Source organism: Pseudohalioglobus sediminis (assembly GCF_008370495.1).
In the GTDB taxonomy this organism is placed as follows: domain Bacteria; phylum Pseudomonadota; class Gammaproteobacteria; order Pseudomonadales; family Halieaceae; genus Halioglobus.
Map to the genome: position 1 here is coordinate 94,884 of NZ_VTUX01000001.1, position 21,115 is coordinate 115,998.

Below are 21,115 nucleotides of genomic sequence, written 5' to 3' on the forward strand. Positions count from 1 at the left end.
GGCTTCAGGATAAGTAATCGACCTCGGGGAGGCAAGCGAGGCCTCCAGAGACAGCCACTCAGGTATACAATGACAGGGTATTCACTCTGGAGCTGAGTCGCACATGAAAAAGCGGACACTGATTATCTCTTTGGTCATTGCGGCAATTCTCGCCGGCGCTCTGGTAATCAATGCCAATCTGGCTGGTATCGTTGCATCTCGGCAACAACAGAACGATGCCTTAATTGAAGAGTCCATGGCCTACCATATCGGTACACTGGCTTACCTTTACGCCTACCCGATTGTCGATATGACCCAGCAAATGCACAACGAAACCCATCGAGTGTCCGATGACCAGCAGGTGTATGCCCCGGTCAATCGCTTGCACCGTTTCCCCGAAATTGTGGGCCCGGATACCGGGGGTAACCTGCGAGCGCCGAATAACGATACGCTCTATTACAGTGGCTGGTTCGACATCAGTGAAGAGCCCCTGATTATCCATACCCCTGATACGCAGGGTCGGTATTACACAATTGCCGTCACTAATCTCTACAGCGAAGTGGAGCACATAGGTCGGCGTACAACGGGGACAAAGCAGCAGTACTTCGGGCTCACCGGCCCCAACTGGAAAGGAAGGCTGCCTGATGATGTCACACGAATCTCCGTGGAGAGCGAACAGGGCTGGCTGCTTGGGCGCATGCTGGTGGAGGGGCCTGAGGATTACGAAGCCGCCATGGCGCTGGTGAACGATATCTGGCTGGCGTCTTTGTCGGAGTTTACACCTGGCCAGCGGCCGGCCATGCCGCCCAAAATAAAGGCTCCAGCCACCGACGTCATCAATAACCTGGAGTTTTTCAGTACTTTCCATGCACAGCTTGAAAAACTGCCACCGCGCCCGGATGAAGCTGCGTTGATGGCGCAATTCGAGGCGATCGGGTTGTCGCGCTCCCAATCCTTTGACCCGACGACGCTGAGTGAAGCAGCCCGCCGCGGCCTGGAAAGAGCCGTGGTCGCTGGTAAAAAATTAGTGGAAGCTGCCACGCAACGCACGATTCCCGACTATAACGGCTGGATGATCTCTAAGAAGATTGGCCGTTACGGCTTTGATTACATGCATCGGGCCTCGGTAGCCCGAGGCGGCTACGGCAATTTGCCTGAAGAGTCGCTTTACCCGGCGATGCTATTTGACGCTGACGGAGAGCTCCTCGAGGGCGGGCAGGTTTACCAGCTTCACTTCGCGGCCGACGAAATGCCACCAGTGAATGGATTCTGGTCACTCTCGGCGTATAGGCTCACAGACCAGCAGCTCGAAGAAAATGAATTCCAGCGCTACAGCATTGGCGACCGCACCAAGGGTCTCCGCTACAACACTGATGGTTCTCTCACGCTGACCCTGCAACATGAAAAACCCGACGACACCGAGGCCAATTGGCTGCCCGTACCAGCGGGTAACTATTTACTGGTGATGCGACTCTATGAACCGGCAGCGGCGGTGCTCGAAGACGAGTACCTGCTGCCCAGGTTGCAACGAATAGAGCAATAAAGTGTAAGCCGGCTTGGACGGGCGCCCCTGATAGCACTGCAGGTTCACGCCGCAAACTCGCATGCCTCCCCGGGCGCTTTCATACTCAGTGCCTGTTGGTGCTGCCGTTCGTTGCCGCTAAGTTGTATCAGCTCACACTAAGCGCTCTATCGGTTGTCGGTAACTAGGAACACCTCAGTTTAGTATTGGATTCCTAATCGGTTTGCCAGGGTAAACTCCCTTCAGCACTTTGGAATCTCTAACCACCACAGTACCATTTACAATAACATAGGGTATGCCACTAGAAGGTAGCCCGGCTTGTTTCATAGTGGCATTGTCAGTAACGGTTTCAGGATGGAAAATTGCGATATCCGCGTCTGCACCTACTTGCATCCGACCTTTTGAGGCCATAGCTTTAACACCGTTTTCCTCCAGGAATTTAGCAGGCATATAGGACATTTTTGAGATGGCCAGCATCAGTGGCATAAGGTTCCTCTCTCGAACCAAACGCAGAACCTTGGCGTGTGATCCGGCGCCACGCGGGTGACCTTGAACTGCATCATATGGCGTATCCCAATCTACTGCCATCTCGCCTGTTGCACTAATCGTTAACGGCATGCCATCGCTGCCAATAATCGTGTGGGGATCGGCCAAGGCCGACATCAGGCCCTCTTCCGATATGCCTCCAAAGATCACTGACGTGGCGGGTGCCGTTTTCACCAATTCGTCATAGCGCTCTTTTGTGAGCGGCTTCATTGTTGCCACTTCAATAATATCTTCATAGCTACGTCCCATATTTGGACCGTAGTTCTCAGGAACCAGGTAGTCGGCTGAAACAATAGTAGCGCCTTGATAGTACGGATAGATTTCTGCGACGATTTTTGATCCAGCGGCTCGAGCATCGTCAATCATTTTCAGTGCTTCTGGAGTCTGGTCAAGAGCCTGTTGATGCAGGTGATGAATGTATATACCGCCTCCGTAAATCCCGGCAGGTGCAATCATCTCCTGAAAACCGAGAATCCCCGGTGTAGGGGGCTTTTGACTGGAAAACCTGCCGTGCACGAAAGTTGCGAGGCCGTATTTTCCGGCCAGACGCTGCCATGCCGCGGTTTCCGTGGAGGTGGTGCCGGTAGTCATATAGCCTACAGGGACGCCAATCCCCAAAGCGCCACGCTTGATACCTTCTTCCACCATGTCGTTAATTTGAGAAATTTGCTCTGGAGACGGAAGAAAAGTAGCGACGTCTAACGTTGCAAAAGCATCTTCATGCGTATCAAAAAGGTCGGTTACCAGAGAACCAGAGGTAGAATTGTAGGCTGGGTGAACCACTTTCTCGCGTATTCCGCCAGGCCCAACCGTTGCGCCATAATTTATTTGCGACTTGCCCTCCAATCGCGAGTAATACGCGTCGACAGGATAAGCGCCTATTTCCAATTCAAGCGGAGTGGTTACGCCATCGCGGAGATGCAGCTTTTGGCCGAAAGGAATGTTGGCCGCGTGTGCATGCAAGTCGATAAAGCCCGGCGATACTACGTGATCCGTTGCATCAATGGTTTCTCCTCCCGAAATCGCTTCTTCGGTTATGATTGCAACTTTACCGCTCTTGATGCCTACATTCCGAGGCGCATCCAAGCCAGATTCGGGGTCCATCACTCTCCCACCCAGAATAACGATGTCAAACTCGGTATCTGCCGGCAAACCCGCGGCTTCAGCTTTGTCGGTTGAACCCTGGCTGGCGAACGCCGGGTTACCGCTGATTAAAAGCAAGGCAAATAACGCGCTTCTTACAAATGCTGTTCCTGCATTTTTCATGATTTCATCTCAATATATTAGAGGTTTGAAAAGTGTTTTCGTTTATACAGCACGCCTTCTTGAACTAAGGCGTTTCTCAATATAGTAGAAGATGCCAGACCGCGCCGCTATTCAAGTTCAATATTCAAAATCGGCTCGGAAGAGGTTCACAGCCAGGCTTGGAAAAGCTCGTTAAATCATAGGCTTACTGTCAGCAGGCAAATAGCAAAAGGTCTACCAGATGCAGTGCCATCTCTGCTACTTCGCCAGTGTCTCAGCGCGTGAAGTACCGGGACGGGAGAATGCAAGGCTACTTAACTGCAGTTTGTAGCTCAACCTGCTCTCTGCCACGCCGTCATACCTATCGAGTTTGCGAACGATCTCGATAACCGGTACGTCAGACCGATATTCCAGTTTCATATTCGCTTGTTCACAATCTGGCGAGCACCGTCTTCCCTGAAACTGCTCTCTCATATCTACAGCGGTAAACCAACCTGCTTTGGGAGCCATTTGTATAGAGGTAGATCGCCCACAGGACCAGTCTGAAGCACGCTTGACAACAGCCATCGCTGAGATGCTAGATGAGGGCATATGTGTGAAGTCATTTAAGTATTCCAGAAAGAGAGCGTTTCACCATGTTCCACATGAAAACCATCTTAAGCCGCCTGTGCGTACTACTGCTAATTCCACTCATCCTCATGGGTTGCAGCGGAGGCGTCAGCGCAGCACCGCAAGGTACGGTATATGACCTTGTTATCCTCGGCGGTCGCGTCATTGACCCGGAAACCGGCACTGATCAGGTACTGAACGTGGGTGTCATGGGCCACAGCATTGCGCGCGTGACAAGCGACCGAATCGAAGGAAAAACCACCATTGATGCAAGGGGAAAGATTGTCAGCCCCGGATGGATAGACATGCATCATCACTCACCGTTTCCTTTCGGTGTCACCAACTCTACCCGCGACGGGGTCACAACGGTGCTGGAACTGGAAGCCGGTGCCATGCCGGTGATGTCATACGGTACCAGGCTGGAGGGGAAGTCCACGGCGAATTTTGGTGCTTCAGCCGGGCATCCGGCGGCCAGAATACAGGTGATAGAAGGGCGGGAGACGCCCTATTACGAATACGGCGCGATGAATACGCCGGCATTTACCCAGAAGGCAACAGCCGAACAGATTGCACAGATGCGGCAACTGCTGGAAAAGGGGCTGGCGAATGGCGGCATTGGTATTGCCCTGCTCCTCGATTATATGACCAACGCGGTGACGGATGACGAACTCAGAATGCTCTTCGAACTGGCAAAGGAGCACAATGTACCAGTGTTCGTACATGTGAGGCGCTATGTCAATGGTGATATCAGGGGGCTGAATGAAGTACTGAAATGGTCACAGAAAATCGGGGCACCCCTGCACGTCTGCCACATCAATGCCAATGCGATGGGAAATTATGGCAACTGGCTGGCGGCTATCGACGAAGCCAACGCCAATGGCGCTGATATCAGCACTGAGCTGTTTCCCTATACCGCCGGTTCTACCTCTATTTCATCCGATGTGTTTGGGCGGGACTGGCAGAAAATATTCAACATCACCTATGCTGACGTGCAGTGGGGAGACACTGGCAAGTACTTCGAGAGCCTGGATGAATTTAACAGCATGCGGCAGGAGCAGCCCAGGGGCACTGTCATCCACCATTACATGAAGGAAGAATCAATACGCAATATCCTCAAGTACCCTGGTATCATTGTCGCCACAGATGCGATGCCCTCCTACACGCGAGAGAAGAAAGTCGTGCCCAACGGGATAGGCTCGTATACCAAAGTTCTGACCAAGTATGTGCGAGACGAAGCGTGGCTGGGACTCAGCGAAGCGATTGCCTTGAGCACCATCAATCCCGCCAGGCGCCTTGAGAACGCTGCGCCGGCGTTCAAGCGCAAGGGACGTATCCAGGAGGGAGCAGACGCTGACATACTGGTATTTGACCTGGCAGCGCTGGAAACAAAGGCCTCGTTTGAAGACCCTTACCAGCCTTCCACCGGATATAGCTACGTGATCGTCAACGGCAAGATCGTTATCGACCATGACAAGGTAACGGGAACCTACTCAGGAACAAGAATTCTCGGAAGGCGGTAGTAGCTCACGCTGCAGCGGCGCGGGTTATTCGGTTCCCGCATTCAGCAATGCCGCCGTGAAGGAAGGCATAGCAAAGTCAATCGATCCTTGGCTAGAGGTTTTCGCAGAACTCCAGGATGCGGTGTTTTTGCCAGGCCGAGCGCCATCGCTCGGCAGGAACTAGACCACATAATATTTGATGTAAATCCGCTGACGCGTGACACTAGGTATCGCTCAAACCTCGCGAGGAGATCACTACCATGGCCCAGGTAGAAACATCTGTCACAGAACACATCCTGGAAATCCACATACGCAGGCCCGAAAAACTCAATGCCTTGAGCCTGGAGATGTTTCATGAACTTTGCAGCGCGCTGGCGGAACTCGATGGCAATCCACAGCTGCGCGTTGCCGTGTTGCACGCCGAGGGCAAGCACTTTACCGCGGGGGTCGAGCTCGACCAGTGGGCGCCGCATTTTGGTTCCGGCGATGGGTTTCCGCTGCAGCCGGGAGGCATCGACATATTCGGCCTTGTCGGTCCGCGCCGTCGCAAGCCGGTTATTCAGGCTGTCCAGGGCTACTGTTTCACCTGGGGGGTAGAGATGATGCTGAACATGGACATTCGCATCGCCGCTGAAGATACCCAGTTTGCCATGCTGGAAGTGCAAAGGGGACTGTACCCCTGCGGCGGTGCGACCATACGCCTGCCGCAGCAGATGGGTTATGCCAACGCCCAACGATTCCTCCTTACCGGCGATCGCTGGACGGCAGCAGAGGCCCACCGTACTGGCCTGGTGCAGGAAGTGGTCGCCACGGGGCAGCAATACAACAGGGCGATGGAACTCGCCGGGCGCATCGCCAAAGCGGCGCCGCTGGCGGTGGAAGGTGTCATGAAGGCGGTGCACTTTGCTGCGCACCACTCTCAGGATGAAGCTGTGGAGCAAATGTTTGCTGACCTGGTGCCGGTGATGCAGAGCGAAGACGCCGACGAGGGAATTCAGTCTTTTCTCGAACGCCGAGAGGCAGTCTTCAAGGGACGCTGAAACCCGGGCGCAACACCCGATGCCAGTTAATCAGGTGTCCCCGGAGCTCGCCGCCATCTCTGCGGCGGCCTTGAACAGGAGTTCAGGGTTAGTATGGCGCAGGGCGATGAAGTCCATCTCCGGACCCGCGCCCACGTGAATCTCCGGCAGGCCACTCTCGAAACCCTCAACGATCACGCGAACACAGTCCTCAACGGGCATGCCGTTCTCAATTTCGCTGTTGTCCCCACTGAAGCCCTCGCCCTCGGCGGTGGCAACGCGGCTGGCGATATCTGTCCTGATGAAACCGGGTACAACGGTGGTGACCTGGATATTGAGCTGGTCGACCTCCGTTCGCAGGGCATCGAAAAAGCCCATCACGGCATGCTTGGTGGCACAGTAACCGGTCCTGAATGGCGCGCCCACCTTTCCGGCCACACTGGCAGTAGCCGCGATATGCCCGCTGCCCTGCGCCTGCATAACCGGCAGCACGGCCTTGGTCAACGCAATCTGCCCCAGTACGTTAACTTCCATCAGGTGCTGGTAGACATCCATTGGGGTGTCGACGCAAAAGCTGCGCTGGGTGATACCGGCATTGTTGAACAACAGGTCGATACGCCCGAATTTTTCTGTCACCTGATCGACCTTGCCCGCTATGTCCTGGTACTGACCGATATCCAGCGGCAGTGCGAGATAGTTTTCGGGGTCTCCCGGCAGTTCGCTGCGCACCGCCTGCAAACCTTCCGCTGAACGCGCCGACAGCACCAGCCTGGCGCCCTTCGCCGCCAGTTGTCGCGCCATCTCGGCGCCTATTCCGGACGATGCGCCGGTTATCCAGACCACCGTATCCTTGAACTCAAACCCAGGGTACATTGCTATCTCCTCACTTTGCCTACAGGTTAAGCCCCGACGCGAAGGTAAATCAAGCGCGCTAGCCCCACTAACCGGCAAGACAAATTCTTTCCGCTTGATACAGTTGCAAACCGTGCACCGGCACTTCCGTGATTCGGTCGTTACGGGTTTACCACCACAGGTAACGCGGCACAGCTGCTTTGAATTCCCGATACGATTCGCCGTGTTGGGCAGACAGATGGGCCTCTTCCCTGCGCACCAGCCTGTGAATCAGCCCAAAGCCCACGGCCGAGAGTATCAACAATGACGTGCTCTGCAGGAACACCGTGTAGGCGGCGAACAAAATCAGGTAAGCGACAAAGTAAGGATTTCGAGTGAAGCGATAGATGCCGGTTTTTACCAGTTCGGTCTGTTGTTCCTCAATCACCCCCACCCGCCATGAATCACCCAGGTCCCTCAGGGAAGCCCAGGCGACAATAACGCTGGCCGCCATCAGCAATATGCCCAGAATATACGTGACGGTATCCATTGTTGAAGGTGGCGCGATACCCCTGTCGCTGTGAAGCGCCTCAAAAAGCGTAAAACCGAGAAAGACCACGAAGAAACCGATAAAGACACTGGCTTCCCTGTTAGTACCCCGGATGGACTTGCCCAGGCGGCGGCGCAGGAAAAAGTTTTTCGCAAAGAACATCCCCTGGTACACCAACTGATGCAATGCAATTAGCGCTACGGCTTCATTCATCTTGTTACGGCCTTCGTCTGTAGCGAGGCGGATCTCGTCCCTGACCTTACCGCTCGCCTATTTCGCCACAGCGCCACCCGCCGCTGGAGTTGATCCGTGCCAGGCTCGGCGCCCATCTTTCCGGTCACGACATCGCCTGTGCTAACCAGCGCCCGACGGTTCTGCATCGGAGCGGCCAAACAACAGCTGGCGCAACTTACCCTTACCCAGATCGCGATCAATTTCCTCGAAAGCGATCATGGGGATGAGTACCAGCAGCATGACGACCGAGGGGGCGAGAAGTTCCAGCCAGGAGCGGGCCATCAACTCATCTACAGTATGGGCAACAGTGCTACCGTGGAACCAGCCCACGACCAGCTCCTCGATCAGCGTGAATACGACCAGCAGCAACAGGAAGGCCAGGGATTTCCACATGATCCTGGCGAGAAGAATCCCCGACGTCATGCGGCTCCCGGCCTTGACTGCCTTGCCTATCAAAATGAATTTGCCGATTATCAGTGCCTTTACCGCTGCGATACCCAACGGCAAAAACGCCACGTTTTCAGCCTCAAGGATCGCTGCCTTGTACGTTAGCAGTACGCTGAAACAGATCCACAGATAGATACTGATAATCAGGTACTCTCGCATCTCCTTCAGGAAACGCTCTTTTACGCTGCCCTTATTACCGCTTGCATCTGTCATCAACTTCAGTTCCTGATAATGAATTTCCGGTACCCAGCATAGCAGTGGGCGGCACTACTCTGGAAGCGCCACGCGGCGATGCCAACGTGATCACTGCAAGGCCTCGCCTGGCCGGGCCTTACCTGGCCGGGCCTCGACTGGAATCGGCTCGCAAGGCCGTGACGACTCCTGACCGGACTAGTCAGACGTCTCAGAGGCAACCATGAATTTTGCCACTCGCTCCCACACCTGATCGAACTCGGCCTCGCGGAAATCGCTGCCGGTGGTCAGCCAGTCATAGTGCTTGATGGTGTCGTCAGTGCCGCGTCCATGGTGGCCGATAATATCCAGGTGATCAGCCTGTACCACAGCAATGCATTGGCCCCAGGGCTGTGACAGCGTGGGCACTATGCCGTCGTTGGCTGAGCCATCAGGCAGCTCACCCAGGCCGCTTTTCAGCGCCGCCCTGTGCACCTTTTTTATGCCACTGAATTCATACCCTTCCGAGAGCTTGCTGAGACTGTAATACAGGCCCAGTTGTGCCTGGGCACTCGGATGCAAACCGATCTCCCTGGATGTTGCTAAGTCAGGCTTCCTGGCGCGAGTCACTACGGAGCCATACTTCACCGTATGCCGATCGCCGGCGGCGGCATTGAACAGGTCCATGGATTCAACCGTCAGCTGGGTGAGCAGTGATTGATCACGCTGGAGCTCCGCCAGCAGTTCTTCAACCTGCGACTGTCGTACGTCATCGAAATTCAGCAGCAATTGATCATATACCTGGCCCGCCAACGACCCCGTGGCCCGCTCAAGGCTGGGGGGAAGCACGAACAGCCCTGCCATTCTGGTCCATGCAGAGAGGGGCATTTGTCCGTGCCGTATGGCGACCATGGTCGCCAGTGACAGCAGTCGCAACAGTCTCTGCCCGAGCAGACTACTGAAAAAGGACGCTATGGGCGCGCCGCGATGCGGCGTGGCAACGCTGATGCTGGACCTGACTTTGCGGGCGATATTCTCGACGTTTTTCCTGGTCTTGAGATCCACCGCCGGCGTCAACAGCAATCTGGCGTCCAGTCCCCCGGTGGAATGCCCGACCAGGTGAATAATGTCATCCGCTGCCGGCCGCGTCGACACGATGGTATCGAGCAGCACGCGGGTGCGCGTGCGCAGGCTCGCCGTTGGCAGTGACTTTACGTAATGAATTTCCGAAGGCAGGCCGCTAGTGTCAAGAATCTGCTGCAAGCGCTCGCGCACCGGCCCCCAGTAAGTAAAGTCTCCCAGATTGGTAAAGCCGAAGAAACCGGGGATAAGAAAAATATGCCTCTTCATGCTGTCAACTCCAGTCTCGCGCACTGCGATAAATCATACAGCGAAATGCCTGACATGTTGCATGTATGGAGCGCGGAATGGGTCTGTCGCCCTACCCTGACCTCAAAGCGTGTTCTTGAAAATCACGCCGCCCTTCATGATCAGGTCGAAGTTTTCCTCATACTTCGTCATGACGGACATGTCTTCAAGTGGATTGCCATCGATAAGCAGCAGATCAGCATGGGCGCCCTCCTCGATCACGCCCAGCTTACCCGGGTAGGGGTTGCGCGGCCCGGACAGGGCCAGCAGCTGGCCCGCCCTGGAGGTAGCCTGGCGCAGGATTTCAGCGTTATCGAACCACTTTGTGCGCAGTGTGAACTCTTCGTTGGCGCGAGCGATCATTTGCGGGGAGGTAATGATATCCGTGCCAAACACGATGTTCTCAAAGCCGATTTCCTTGGCCATGGTAAACATCTGGTCTATACCCGCGTAGGCGGCGTCGTGCCTGGCTTTCATTTCGTCGTTAAAGCCCGCCGGGTGGAAGGTATAGACGATAACCTGGGGCGAAAGCCAGACGTCGTGTTTCTTCATCATGCGCATGGCTTTTTCGTTGATCAGGTTGCCGTGCTCGATGGACTTCACGCCATTCTCCACAGCGCGAATTATGCCCTCGGAGTTGTAGACATGCGCGGTAACGTAAGTGTTCCAGTCGCTCGCAGCCTCCACGGCAGCGCGAATCTCATCGGCAGTGTACTGGGTGGTATCCAGCGGGTCCGCGTAGGAGCCGGTGCCTCCCCCAACGGCGATCTTGATCTGCGAGGCGCGGCGGCGCAGCACTTCGCGCACCGTCTTCAGTATTTCGTCGCGCCCGTCAGCAACCGCGACGTGGAAGTACTTCATCGGCACGCTGGGTTCGAACTCGAGTGTCGCCGGCCCCTGGGCGTCGGTGCGATGATCGGAGTGCCCTGATGTTTGCGAGATCATCGGCCCCGACGGGTACACGCGCGGCCCTTTCAGAATGCCTTCATCGATCGCGCGCTTCAGTGAGAACGAGTTTCCACTGAGCTCCCGCACCGTGGTGAAACCCTGCATCAGGTACTGCTCCGCGACTGTCGAGGCGACATAGGCCCAGTACTCGCGGTCCGACGTGAAGCCCACGCCGAAGGACATCTGTAACATCAGGTGCGCGTGCATGTCAGCCAGGCCGGGTGTCATCACGCGACCATCGGCGTCGATAATCGTCGTCCCCTCGGGCACGTCGAGACGCTCGCCGACGGCGACAATCATACCGTCCTGCACCAGCACGTCCTGGCCAACGATGAGTTTCGGTCCGACACCGTCGAATATCCGCGCGCCGGTGATCAGGGTGCCTGCCCCGGCGCGCTCTTGTGCCACCGCGGCGCTGGACAGGATTAGCGCCATGCAAGCGCCCTGCATAATCCGGGAGATTACAACCAGCGTTATCTTCAGAACCTGACTCCGTTTCTGTGAACAGAATTGCAACATGGTAAACCTCCGCATCCCGAGTGCAAGACAATCCCTTGCGTGGACGCGACATTGCGCCCCCGGGGAGCAATCGTGCCCTTGAGGGTCGGGAAACGGGCTCTCTGCGTCAATCGCTGCACGATCCCTGATGCACGACATCACTGGGAAGCGAACTGCCAAGGATGTCCCGCCTGACGATACGCTCGAAGTCGTCGTACTGTTCCACATGAGGCCAGTGCGCGGCTTGCTCAAAGCGATAGAAACGTTTTGTCGGCGCCTGCAGATTATCGAAGTAGACTCTGGCCTGCCGATAGGTGGTCTGGTAGTCGTGAACGCCCTGGAAGATGAATACGGGGATACTCTGCCTGGGCACCGTGACACTCAGATCTGTTGCGATAATCTGCAGCCATAGCTGCTCCAGGCTGACGCGTAAAGCCAGTTCATTGATGTCCCGCTCCCGCTTGGTGTAGTGAGGCAAAGCCGCCATGGCTTTAACATACTCATCGGCCCCCACCACCTTGTCGTAGCGCGCGCCGCGGAAGTAGTGCACCAGTGGGCGATTTATCGCCAGGTATTCAAGCCAGGACCCCACTGCAGCCGTCTGCGGCAGACGCAGTTGATCAATCGCGGCGGTGATGTTCTCGTCGGCAGCTTGCTCCCGCCTGCTTTTCAACCAGGCGAGCGTCTCTGCCTCGGAGCGTGCCTGATTACTGCTCTGGCCAACGCCGATGTACGCGTGGAACAACTGGGGATGCAGGAAGGCGGTGTGAGAGCCCAGCACACTGCCCCAGGAATGTCCCAGCAGGTAGATCTTTTCCTTGTCGAACTTCGACCTGAGGTAGCTGGCAACCGCAGCCGTATCCTCTACCAAACTGTCAAGATTGATGGACGATACATCCAGGTCCGGCGGGTTGGACATGCCCGTACCGCGCTGATCCCAATAGGCGACCGTGAACAGGTTTTCAATCCTGCTCCATTGCGCATCGTCATATAGTGCCGGGTAGACCGGCCTGCCCGGTCCGCCGTGGAGATACAACAGCACAGGATTACTGGCGTTGTTGCCGCGGATGACGATTCCCTGGGGAATTCCGCCAATTACGGGACGCTCTACCAGGGCTACCCCTGACGTGCTGGCACATGCAGGCTCAGCCGGCAGCGTATCCGCCGCCTGAGCTGTGGTGGTGAAAATGACAATTAGCAGGACAAGCGTGGCACCCAGACGGCGTGCCACGCTTGCTGCAGTATAGTGAGCCTGATCGGCTACCATCGCACCCATTGGCCGCGACTGCCTGGATCAGAAGTTGTACTTGGCCTCGACACCGTAAGTACGGGGCATGGCGTAACCACCGAGAATAGTGCCGAAGAAGTCACGGAAGCTGTAGTTCTGGTAATCGTTGTCAGTGAGGTTACGCCCCCAGACCGACACTTCCCAGGTTTCAGCGTCGCTCACCAGGCCAATACGCGCGCTGATGGTGCCATAGCTGTCTACCTCGCCAAAGGCGACCTCGGTTCCATCGGCGAGGGTATAGCCCTCGTCGTTGCTTGCCGTGATGTAGTAGCCATCGGTATAGGCGTAATCTGCGCGCAACAACAGGCTGGACTCAATGGACGGCAGCGGGTAGTAGTACTGGGCGCCGAGCGAGGCAGTCACTTTGGGCGCATAGGGCAATTCGTTGCCGGAAGCGTCACCGCCCTCCGCATCTCCGCCCGGGAAGCTGTCGAACTCGGCATCCAACAGGCCCAGGGCCGCAGTCAACTGCAGGTTCACCGTGGGCTGGTAGGTCAGATCAACCTCAACACCCTGGGTCACCACTTCCGCCGCGTTGGTGATGGACAGTGCCGTGCGGCCGCCACCGAGATCGACGTACTGGTTCACCTGGTAGTCTTCGAACTCGGAGTAAAACAGTGCCACACCCAGGCGCAGGTTCTGATCCGGGAACTCGCCTTTATAACCTATCTCGTAGCTGGTTACGGTTTCTTCGTCGAACTCAATGCCGGCTTCGACCTGGTCCACGTTGATGAAGTCGAGGTTGTAACCGCCGCTCTTGGAGCCGGTGGAAACCCGGCCGTAGATATAGCTGTCTTCGAACACCGCGTAATTAAGGCTGATGGTCGGGTCAAAGCTGGTGTCGGTGCGGCTGTCCTTGACTGTGGTCGTGGCAATCCTGAAGGCACCGGAGTTTGAACCGTCAATACTCCAGTCCACGTCCTTGGTCTCTTCACCGTAGCGGAAACCCACGCCCAGGGTGAGGCGATCAGTCAGGTCGTAGGTACCGTTGGCATAGATCGCATAGCTCTCGGTATCGACTGCGCCGTCGATATCAACCACCTTCATGGTCGGGTCTATACCGAATACCGAAATGGGCACCTCGGCGCCGGCACCGGGGAAGAACACCGTGCCTGTCCCGGCAATCGCATCGCGGTCAGTGGTGCTGTCCTGCTGGTAATAGTAGATACCCGCCACATACTTGAAGCTTGAATCGTCAGGCGAGATGATCTGGAACTCCTGGGTGGTTTGCTCGTAGGCGTCGGTATAGAGCACACCCAGGAATTCGGCGCTATCGTAATCGGGATCCGCATCGTAAAAGATCTCGCTATCACGGTAGGCGGTGATTGACTTGAACAGGTAGCCGCCATCGGTATCGTAGTCGAAGGTCACCGAGGCGCCTTTGAGCTCTTTGTCTTCAATGAGCGTCTGCTGGGAGATTTTATACTTGGCAGCGCCCTCGTCCGGCCGGGCAAAACCGAAGGTGTCTGTCAGCGGCTCGCCGTTGAAACCCTTGCGATCCTGTTCCAGGTAATCAGCACTGATGTTCATCTCCAGCGAGTCGGTCAACGCGGAACGCAGCTGCACACGGCCGGAGAGTACGTCGCGCTCATTGACCTTGTCGCCGTTGAACACGTTGTCGATGTAGCCATCACGGGTGGTTTTATTGCCGTAGAGCTTCATGCTGGTGGTGTCTGTGAACGGCACGGTGACAGAACCCTGCAACTCGAGGTTATCGTAGTTGCCGACATTAACCCCTACCGAGCCTTCGAACTCATCACCCGGTTTTACCGATGTCAGGCTGATAGCCCCGGCTACGGTGTTCTTGCCGAACAGCGTGCCCTGTGGGCCGCGCAGTACTTCAACCTGCGCCAGGTCAATCATGCCCTGGTTGGCGGCCGGCGACTGCCCGAGGTAAACACCGTCGAGGTAAACCCCCACGCGGCTGTCAAAGCCGATGTTGCGGCTGTTGGCGCCGACACCGCGAATAACGATATTGGTGCCAAAGTCGGAGTTCTGGCTGATCATCAGGTTGGGGGTGAGATCGCCCAGTTCCTTAAGCTCTTTCACGCCGCTCTGCTCGATGGTCTCGGCACTCAGGGTGGTGATGGAAATCGGTACTTCAATCAGTCGCTCAGAGCGCTTCTGGGCGGTTACCACCACTTCCTCGAGCATCGATTCCTGTGCCTGTACCGCAGCCACGCCGCTCAACAACGCGCTGCTCACGGCTGCCTGCAACAGGAAGTTTGTCGTACGCTTACATATTATGGATTTCATCAGAATGTTCTCTCACGATTATTTTTTAATTTGCGGATTCGGGCACAACCGGCCCTGCCGGTATGCAACAGCCTGTCTCGGCCTTATTGCGCTACCAGTTACTAGTGCGATGCGCAGTATCGCCAGTCGGCAACACTCAAGCTTGTTGTGAATGGACAAATTTGCGACTGGAAAAGATGGACTGACCAGGCGCCGCCCTTGCGCGTTGGATGGGCCCAATGGATTGCGCTCACCAGCGCAACCGAAACCGCCAATCCCATGGCCGCTGAGATGGGCGCCAGGATTGGCATCGGCACAATTCACCACTGCAAGGAGAGATACCGGCGGGAATGCGGTTCTAGTCACACCGGATTGTGACAGTACTGTGAAGAGTCTTTGCTCGCCGGGTCTACCCGCGCCGCAACAACGCAACTTCGACTTTTCTTAGACTATTTTGTAAGAGACTATGCCAGACTCAGCTAGTAGTCTAAGCTCTATGAAACGCTCTTCATCACGACCTATACTAGAAATCCGGGAAGACACATGCTTGAGTCACCTATCCATCCGCCTGCTAATTCCATCATACCGACGAGGGGCAGCCGTTGAAGCGGCCTTTGGGTAAAAGCGAGAGTTCGCACCCCATGCATCGGAAAAAACTACCGGTCTGCCTGGCTATAACGATTCTGTGCTCTTTGCATTTACCCGTGGCCCATGGCCAGGTCGAAGAAGCCTCGGAACTGAGAAAGCAACTCGAAATAGAGCGCCGGCGACTCTCTGAGCAAATGCAGCAACTGCAACAGCAAATGGCGCAGATCAAACGGCAGTCTGAGCGACTGGATGACCTTGAACGGCGCCTCGACGAAGCTGAAAACGTTACTCCGCCGTTGCAGGATCCGAAGCCCGCAGCAGAACAGTCCATAGCCATGGCGCCCACAGTTGATGCCGCTGATACAGCAGATCAAGCCGTGGAGGAACTTTCCGGTGAGGTACGCGAAACACACCAGTTGCTGACCCGCAACGAGATCGTTTCCGACACCTTCCCCGGGTCCTGGCCAATGTTCGGTACCGATCTGCGCCTGAAAGTCGGCGGTTACATCAAGGCGGATTTCGTCGCCGATTTCGATGGCACCCGTGACCCAACACAGTTTCTCATGCGCACCATTCCGGTGCAGGGAACACAGGACTACGGCGCCGACCCCTATGTTGATTTTTTCGCCAAAGAGACCCGCTTCAACCTGGATATACGCCGGACTCTCCCTGGCTCTGTGCCACTGAGAGGCTTTATTGAGGGCGATTTTTTTTCGTCGGATAACCAATTCAGGCTGCGTCATGCCTACGTCACTGCCGGTGACTTCATTGTTGGCCAGACCTGGACCGCATTGTCGTTTCTTGAAGCGATGCCCTACATGATCGACTTCGCGGCAGGCGATGCCCTGTTTGGCGGCCGCGCGGCCCAGATACGGTATCAGACGTCACTCGATGATCGCTGGAAACTGTCTGTCGGACTGGAAGAACTGCAGTTCCTGGGTATTCAGAACGCCAACGAGCTGCCAGGAAAAGCGACAACACAGTGGCCGTTGCTCGCATTCCGAGCAGACTATCGCTACGACAGTGGCTTGCTGCTGATGGGGGCAAGCATCGGCCAGCTCCACTGGGATGGAGACTCGGGCACGCCTTCGGACAGCGAGGTTCAGATAGCAGCCCTGGTTGCAGGCCGCCAGAACCTGACTGAGCGTGCCTATGCCACGTGGCACCTCTCGTACAGTGAAGGTGCCGGTGAAAACGTTATGGCCTTTGCCGGTACTGACGCCAACGCGGTGCTGGACGCGAATGGGAACCTGAAGACGATTCCAGCCTTCGCCGCGGTGCTCGGCTTCGGCTATGACTGGACATCCACGCTGTCATCAAACTTCTCTTATGCCTATGGCTGGCTGGACACACCGGACACTCGAGACCCGCTGGCACTGAAGCGGGGCGGCATAGGCCACCTGAACCTGATCTGGAAGCCCAACGAAAACGGACATTTTTCCACGGGCGCGGAAATCATGTATGGAAAGACACGAGTGCAGAACAATGCCACTGGAGATGCGACGCGGCTGCAGCTAATGGCGAAGTTTGAGTTCTAGGTGACACGAAATGAGCCAGGCTGCGAATATCTCCTCTGTGGTAAACGGAGTTTTTGCCACACTGAAAACGTTATTGCAGCGTGTTGAACAATGGCCAATCACGCAAGAAATCGTAGGCCATTATTCTCAAACCCGGTCACGATGAGGTGACACAAGTGAAGCGACTAACCAACCTTTTTCGGCGGCAATCGCCAAAGTATGTCGCTTATTCGGGTCCGACATCACGACGGATCAGGACACACTGCAATCGGAGCTGCCATGTTGACTAACCGACTCACCCTCGCTCTGTGCTTCCTCCTGGGCACTCCATTGCTGGCCAGTTGCCAGCGCTCGGAGCCTGAGCGCGCCCCGCCCTCCCCTGTTGTTGGCGCGTCCGCCGTCGAGGTCGCCGATACGATCTATTTCGGCGGCCCCATCATCACGGTCGACGAGGCGGCACCCGCCGCCGAGGCCGTCGCCGTGCGCGCAGGTCGTATTCAGGCGGTCGGGACCATGGCAGAACTGGAGCCGCTCACCAGCCCTGATACGCAGCGGATTGATCTGAAAGGCCGCACCCTCGCCCCGGGCTTCGTTGATGGGCACATGCACATCAACGGCCTGGGCCTGCAGGCGATCGGCGCCAATCTGCTGGCACCGCCTGACGGAGAGGTACGATCCATCGACGACCTCGTCGAATCGTTGCAGCAGTGGGCCGGGGAATCCAACGATGACGAACGGATAGGCTGGATTTTCGGCATGGGCTTCGATGACGCCATACTGGAGGAGCGCCGCTTTCCAACCCGGGACGACCTGGACCGGGTCAGCACAGACAAGCCGGTGATGGCCATTCATATCTCGGGGCACTTCGCCTCGGTGAACAGCAAGGGGCTCGAGGTCATCGGCTATACGGCAGACACGCCGGATCCTGAAGGGGGTATTATCCAGAGGCGGCCGGGAAGTATGGAACCCAACGGCGTGCTAGAAGAACTGGCCGCCATTCCGGTGTACATGCGGGAAATTTCCCCGCGCACACCCGAGGACGCTCGCTACGTGATGGAACAAGGGCTGGAACTCGCCATGTCCTTCGGTTACACCACCGCGCAGGAAGGACGCGCCTTCGTCAATATCCATAACAATCTTGCCGCCTATGCCGATGCGGTGGGTTTTCCCATCGACGTTGTCAGCTATATCGACTACGCGGATCTCTCGCCTCTCTCCAGTGACTGGTATGGCAAGGGCTACCAGAACGGGTACCGCGTCGGCGGCGTGAAAGTCACCCTGGACGGGTCGCCCCAGGGGCGCACGGCCTGGCGCACGGAACCTTACTTACTGCCACCGGAAGGCCAGGGGCCCGACTACGCCGGCTACCCCGCCATCCCCGACGATCAGGTGGTTATCGATATCGTGGACCAGGCCTATCGCAATGGCTGGCAGGTACTTATGCATGTCAACGGCGACGCGGCAGTGGACCAGATGATCAGGGCGATTCGTCCGGCCCAGAAAAAGTACGGCCCCGGAGACCGCCGCCATGTGCTCGTCCACGGACAGTACACGCGCCTGGACCAGTTGCCGGAGATGGCGGAATTGCAGATCGTAGGCAGTTTCTTCCCCATGCACACGTTCTACTGGGGTGACTGGCACGTTGAGCTGATCGGCCCGGACAAGGCGCGGCATATTTCCCCAGTCCGCTCAGCCCTGGACCATGGCATTCCTATCACCAGCCACACGGACGCGCCGGTAGTACTGCCTAATCTCATGCAGGTGATGTGGGCCACGGTGAATCGGGTGACCCGGAGCGGCAAGATACTGGGCCCGGAGGAACGCCTGACCCCGGAGGAAGCGTTCAAGGCCGTCACTCTGTGGGGCGCCTGGCAACACTTCGAAGAAGACGAAAAGGGTTCTCTTACCCGCGGCAAACGCGCAGACCTGGTCATCCTGTCAGACAACCCGTTAACCATTGAGCCGATGCGAATCAACGACATCGTGGTGCTCGAAACGATCAAGGACGGGCAGACAGTCTGGCGCCGCGAGGCGCCCTGAGTTAACGGCTGCGGCCATGTCTTATTGGCCCTCACCCTCTTTCCCGGCAAGCGCTTGCGACAGTGGCCGCAAGAACCGGGTCAGCGGGGAACTGGGCACGGTTGAGTAATAGGCTATAACGATGCCCTCCTCCGGTAATACGTATAGCCCCTGCCCGAACATCCCGCCCTTGAACATGCCGCCATCGGCATACACCGCGTCCCACTGGCGTGAATTGCGATGCGCAGTATCGCCAGCCGGCAACACTCAAGCTTGTTGTGAATGGACAAACTTGCGACTGGAAGAGATGGACTGAACAGGCGTCAGGTTCCATGCGCCGCTTCGCACCAGTGCCGTTGCCGGCGAGTTTTGTATGAATCAATTGGCTCCATGTCGTCCCGCTAACTGGCGCTACCTTGTGCCCGGGAAATTGTTAAGGTTTAGTCTGGCGTGGTAACGGCTTGAACGAGGTAGCCCTGTGAGTGAGTGTCAATGACTTCCCAGACGATTATTCTGGTAGGTGTGTGTCTGTATGTGCTGCTGATGCTCGGTGTGGGCATGCTGGCGGCGCGAAGGTCCTCCTCCATGCAGGACTTCGCCGTGTCCGGGCGCAAAATGTCTCTCTCGGTTTGCTCTATTTCGATAGTCGCGACCTGGTTCGGCAGTGGGCCCATGATGGGCTCCGCAGCAGCTGCCTACGCCGGACGAACCCTGGAAGTGCTTCGCGACCCGCTTGTCTCCGGCGTGTCGCTGTTCATTGCCGGCTTTTTTTTCGCGCGCACTTATCGGCGCTCCCGGCGCACCACCAGTATCGAATTTACTGAAATCAGGATCGGCCCACTCGCCGGCGTTATCGCTTCATTCGTCAACCTGATTGCCGGGACCATCTGGCTCGGTGGCGTGCTGTTCGCATTTGGCGTGGTTTTCGAAACCCTGACCGGCCAACCCGCCGCGCTGGGTATTCTGGGCGGCACCCTGGTGATCGTGGTCTACACCATGTTCGGTGGCCTGCAGGCGGTCGCGGCAACCGATGTTTTGCAGATGGTGTTTATCGTTGTTGGCGTAATGATCCTGTTTTTCGTGGTGCTCGGTGACAGCGGCGGCTGGAGTGAAGTGGCGCCACAATTGCCGGCCCATGCGTTCGATTTCACCCCGCAGGGTAGTTCCTTTAAAGACTGGTTTGACTATTTACAGGTCTGGTTCAGTTCCGGCCTGGTGGCGATTGGCACGATGTCTCTGGTGCAGCGGGCGATGGCGGCCAGGGATGAGTACGTGGCCCAGAATGCGTTTTACATCGGCGGCTGCGTTTACCTGGTTTTCGGCATGATTCCCGTCACCCTGGGTTACATCGCAACGGTCGCCATGCCGGGGGTCGAGGATGCGAATGCGATCATCCCGTTGCTGGCGGTAGAGCATCTGCATCCGGTTCTGGTGGCGATTTTCGTCGGTGCGGTGGTGTCTGCGATTATGAGCACCTCTGACAGTATCCTGCTGGGCTGCGGCACAATTATTTCTGTGAACCTGCTACCGCGAGTCCATGCCGCGCCCAGTGAAGAACTCAAGCTCAGGGTGGCGCGCTGGTCAGTGCCCTGCATGGCTGTCATTGCACTGTATACAGCGTTCAATACCGCGACCGTGATATCAGCGATCGCCGCTGCCATATCCCTGGGTTTCGCCGGTTTGACGGCGCCGGGCATCCTGAACATCTGGTGGCCACGACTGACCAGCGCGGGAGGCTATTGCGGCATCTTTTCAGGTTTCGCCACCTTCGCCCTACTGAAATTTACGCATCCGGATTGGCCGGCAGATTTTATCGGCTTCTGGGTATCACTGCTGGTGACGGTAATTGTGTCGCTGGCCACCCAACAGTCATCGCCGCCGCGGTTGCTGACGGATGTCGATGGCCAGCCGCTAGACCTGTCTGATCGCCTGGGTACCTTGCCACTGTTGCAGGATAAAAGCGGTAACTGATCCCGGGTGCAGGGTCTGAACCCGGCTTCTG

Annotated in this window: 16 protein-coding genes; 6 read left to right on the plus strand and 10 right to left on the minus strand. The window is 56.7% G+C overall.

Annotated features, from left to right (window positions below; translation table 11 throughout):
• The first annotated feature begins 103 nt into the window (after positions 1-103).
• Complete coding sequence (locus F0M18_RS00445; RefSeq protein WP_149609418.1) at positions 104-1,522, plus strand: DUF1254 domain-containing protein; 1,419 nt, start codon at positions 104-106, stop codon at positions 1,520-1,522.
• Positions 1,523-1,696: 174 nt separating this feature from the next.
• Here the strand turns inward: F0M18_RS00445 and F0M18_RS00450 are convergent, their stop codons facing one another.
• Together F0M18_RS00450 and F0M18_RS19925 are read right to left on the minus strand one after the other, a co-directional pair.
• Positions 1,697-3,313: an amidohydrolase family protein gene (locus F0M18_RS00450; RefSeq protein WP_149609419.1), complete on the minus strand. Its 1,617-nt coding sequence runs from the start codon at positions 3,311-3,313 to the stop codon at positions 1,697-1,699.
• 237 nt (positions 3,314-3,550) lie between these two features.
• A complete protein-coding gene (locus F0M18_RS19925) occupies positions 3,551-3,712 on the minus strand; it encodes a hypothetical protein (protein ID WP_188109532.1) in 162 nt (53 codons plus the stop codon).
• A gap of 224 nt (positions 3,713-3,936) precedes the next feature.
• On the opposite strand from F0M18_RS19925, the gene F0M18_RS00455 reads away from it, so the two are divergent.
• Together F0M18_RS00455 and F0M18_RS00460 are read left to right on the plus strand one after the other, a co-directional pair.
• On the plus strand, positions 3,937-5,421 hold the full coding sequence (locus tag F0M18_RS00455) for an amidohydrolase family protein (RefSeq protein WP_188109533.1): 1,485 nt from the start codon (positions 3,937-3,939) through the stop codon (positions 5,419-5,421).
• 239 nt (positions 5,422-5,660) lie between these two features.
• The gene (locus F0M18_RS00460) at positions 5,661-6,440 is read left to right on the plus strand and encodes a crotonase/enoyl-CoA hydratase family protein (RefSeq protein ID WP_149609421.1); all 780 of its coding nucleotides are present in this window, start codon (positions 5,661-5,663) and stop codon (positions 6,438-6,440) included.
• Between the two features lie 30 nt (positions 6,441-6,470).
• Here the strand turns inward: F0M18_RS00460 and F0M18_RS00465 are convergent, their stop codons facing one another.
• From F0M18_RS00465 to F0M18_RS00495, 7 genes are all read right to left on the minus strand, one after another.
• Positions 6,471-7,292 (minus strand): SDR family oxidoreductase, encoded by an 822-nt coding sequence (locus F0M18_RS00465; RefSeq protein ID WP_149609422.1) that lies wholly within the window; start codon positions 7,290-7,292, stop codon positions 6,471-6,473.
• 148 nt (positions 7,293-7,440) lie between these two features.
• Positions 7,441-8,013: a methyltransferase family protein gene (locus F0M18_RS00470; RefSeq protein WP_149609423.1), complete on the minus strand. Its 573-nt coding sequence runs from the start codon at positions 8,011-8,013 to the stop codon at positions 7,441-7,443.
• 141 nt (positions 8,014-8,154) lie between these two features.
• Complete coding sequence (locus F0M18_RS00475) at positions 8,155-8,694, minus strand: hypothetical protein (RefSeq protein ID WP_149609424.1); 540 nt, start codon at positions 8,692-8,694, stop codon at positions 8,155-8,157.
• A gap of 177 nt (positions 8,695-8,871) precedes the next feature.
• The gene (locus F0M18_RS00480) at positions 8,872-10,002 is read right to left on the minus strand and encodes an esterase/lipase family protein (protein ID WP_149609425.1); all 1,131 of its coding nucleotides are present in this window, start codon (positions 10,000-10,002) and stop codon (positions 8,872-8,874) included.
• Between the two features lie 102 nt (positions 10,003-10,104).
• Positions 10,105-11,403, minus strand: coding sequence for a metal-dependent hydrolase family protein (locus F0M18_RS00485; RefSeq protein WP_188109534.1), 1,299 nt, complete (start codon positions 11,401-11,403; stop codon positions 10,105-10,107).
• Positions 11,404-11,593: 190 nt separating this feature from the next.
• Positions 11,594-12,697: an alpha/beta fold hydrolase gene (locus F0M18_RS00490; RefSeq protein ID WP_188109535.1), complete on the minus strand. Its 1,104-nt coding sequence runs from the start codon at positions 12,695-12,697 to the stop codon at positions 11,594-11,596.
• 63 nt (positions 12,698-12,760) lie between these two features.
• Positions 12,761-15,010 (minus strand): TonB-dependent receptor, encoded by a 2,250-nt coding sequence (locus tag F0M18_RS00495; protein WP_149609428.1) that lies wholly within the window; start codon positions 15,008-15,010, stop codon positions 12,761-12,763.
• Positions 15,011-15,681: 671 nt separating this feature from the next.
• Between F0M18_RS00495 and F0M18_RS00500 the strand changes: the two genes are divergently transcribed.
• Both F0M18_RS00500 and F0M18_RS00505 read left to right on the plus strand, forming a co-directional pair.
• Positions 15,682-17,115 carry a DcaP family trimeric outer membrane transporter gene (locus F0M18_RS00500; RefSeq protein ID WP_149609429.1) on the plus strand — a complete coding sequence of 478 codons (1,434 nt, stop codon included), beginning with the start codon at positions 15,682-15,684 and terminating at the stop codon, positions 17,113-17,115.
• 258 nt (positions 17,116-17,373) lie between these two features.
• The gene (locus F0M18_RS00505; RefSeq protein ID WP_149609430.1) at positions 17,374-19,134 is read left to right on the plus strand and encodes an amidohydrolase; all 1,761 of its coding nucleotides are present in this window, start codon (positions 17,374-17,376) and stop codon (positions 19,132-19,134) included.
• Positions 19,135-19,155: 21 nt separating this feature from the next.
• On the opposite strand, the gene F0M18_RS00510 is transcribed toward F0M18_RS00505, so the two are convergent.
• Complete coding sequence (locus tag F0M18_RS00510) at positions 19,156-19,380, minus strand: hypothetical protein (protein ID WP_149609431.1); 225 nt, start codon at positions 19,378-19,380, stop codon at positions 19,156-19,158.
• A 225-nt stretch (positions 19,381-19,605) separates the two neighbouring features.
• On the opposite strand from F0M18_RS00510, the gene F0M18_RS00515 reads away from it, so the two are divergent.
• Positions 19,606-21,084 (plus strand): sodium:solute symporter family transporter, encoded by a 1,479-nt coding sequence (locus F0M18_RS00515; protein ID WP_149609432.1) that lies wholly within the window; start codon positions 19,606-19,608, stop codon positions 21,082-21,084.
• Positions 21,085-21,115: the final 31 nt, after the last annotated feature.

What these genes read in the sequence shown, in the direction of transcription:
- F0M18_RS00445 (WP_149609418.1), top strand. Translation starts at nt 104, where the DNA reads ATGAAAAAGCGGACACTGATTATCTCTTTGGTCATTGCGGCAATTCTC.
- F0M18_RS00450 (WP_149609419.1), bottom strand. Translation starts at nt 3,313, where the DNA reads ATGAAAAATGCAGGAACAGCATTTGTAAGAAGCGCGTTATTTGCCTTG.
- F0M18_RS19925 (WP_188109532.1), bottom strand. Translation starts at nt 3,712, where the DNA reads ATGAAACTGGAATATCGGTCTGACGTACCGGTTATCGAGATCGTTCGC.
- F0M18_RS00455 (WP_188109533.1), top strand. Translation starts at nt 3,937, where the DNA reads ATGAAAACCATCTTAAGCCGCCTGTGCGTACTACTGCTAATTCCACTC.
- F0M18_RS00460 (WP_149609421.1), top strand. Translation starts at nt 5,661, where the DNA reads ATGGCCCAGGTAGAAACATCTGTCACAGAACACATCCTGGAAATCCAC.
- F0M18_RS00465 (WP_149609422.1), bottom strand. Translation starts at nt 7,292, where the DNA reads ATGTACCCTGGGTTTGAGTTCAAGGATACGGTGGTCTGGATAACCGGC.
- F0M18_RS00470 (WP_149609423.1), bottom strand. Translation starts at nt 8,013, where the DNA reads ATGAATGAAGCCGTAGCGCTAATTGCATTGCATCAGTTGGTGTACCAG.
- F0M18_RS00475 (WP_149609424.1), bottom strand. Translation starts at nt 8,694, where the DNA reads ATGACAGATGCAAGCGGTAATAAGGGCAGCGTAAAAGAGCGTTTCCTG.
- F0M18_RS00480 (WP_149609425.1), bottom strand. Translation starts at nt 10,002, where the DNA reads ATGAAGAGGCATATTTTTCTTATCCCCGGTTTCTTCGGCTTTACCAAT.
- F0M18_RS00485 (WP_188109534.1), bottom strand. Translation starts at nt 11,403, where the DNA reads ATGGCGCTAATCCTGTCCAGCGCCGCGGTGGCACAAGAGCGCGCCGGG.
- F0M18_RS00495 (WP_149609428.1), bottom strand. Translation starts at nt 15,010, where the DNA reads ATGAAATCCATAATATGTAAGCGTACGACAAACTTCCTGTTGCAGGCA.
- F0M18_RS00505 (WP_149609430.1), top strand. Translation starts at nt 17,374, where the DNA reads ATGTTGACTAACCGACTCACCCTCGCTCTGTGCTTCCTCCTGGGCACT.
- F0M18_RS00515 (WP_149609432.1), top strand. Translation starts at nt 19,606, where the DNA reads ATGACTTCCCAGACGATTATTCTGGTAGGTGTGTGTCTGTATGTGCTG.